We start from the raw sequence: 532 nt of genomic DNA, 5'->3' as shown, positions 1-532 counted from the left end.
CGACATGGCCCGGCTCGGCGTCGCCCGGATCAGCCTCGGCCCCGGCCTGGCCAGGGTCGCGTACGCGGCGGTCCGCCGCGCCGCCGAGGAGGTCTACGGCTCCGGTAGCTACGACTCCCTGACGGGCGGTCTGGAGTACGGCGAACTGAACGCGCTGTTCGACTAACCCCGGGGTACCACCGCGTACGCCCCGCACACCGGGGTCGCGGCGGACGCCTGCTTGCCCACCAGCGGAATGCTGCCGAGCTGCTCCACGCAGGTGCCCGCCGCACCGACGGGGTGGTCGCTGCTGAGCTTGCCGCCCATGTTGTTGTCCGCATGGGCGGCCGGCGAGGCAAGGGCCAGACCGGCCATGGTGAGGGCGGCAAGCGCCGTGATCTTACGCATGGCCGGTCCAACGACCGCGCTCGGAAAAAGTTGCACTCCCCCCAGGTCTCAGCTGGTGCGGACCGTCAAGGTCTTCACGCTGTTGCTGACGAACGACGCGATCGGCTCAGTGACGGCCCCGTCGGCCAGGCGGAGTGCGGGGAAG

At 70.9% G+C, this 532-nt stretch carries 1 protein-coding gene; it reads right to left on the bottom strand.

Going from position 1 to position 532, the window contains the following annotated elements; translation table 11 throughout:
* Positions 1 to 162 precede the first annotated feature (162 nt).
* A complete protein-coding gene (locus ABD323_RS45110) occupies positions 163 to 387 on the bottom strand; it encodes a hypothetical protein (RefSeq protein ID WP_184915918.1) in 225 nt (74 codons plus the stop codon).
* Positions 388 to 532 lie beyond the last annotated feature (145 nt).

The organism is Kitasatospora nipponensis, from assembly GCF_039528135.1.
Lineage (GTDB): Bacteria > Actinomycetota > Actinomycetes > Streptomycetales > Streptomycetaceae > Kitasatospora > Kitasatospora nipponensis.
This window is presented reverse-complemented; position numbering and strand designations above follow the sequence as displayed.

Excerpts from the sequence above, each read along its gene's own strand:
- ABD323_RS45110 (WP_184915918.1), bottom strand. The coding sequence starts at position 387 with ATGCGTAAGATCACGGCGCTTGCCGCCCTCACCATGGCCGGTCTGGCC.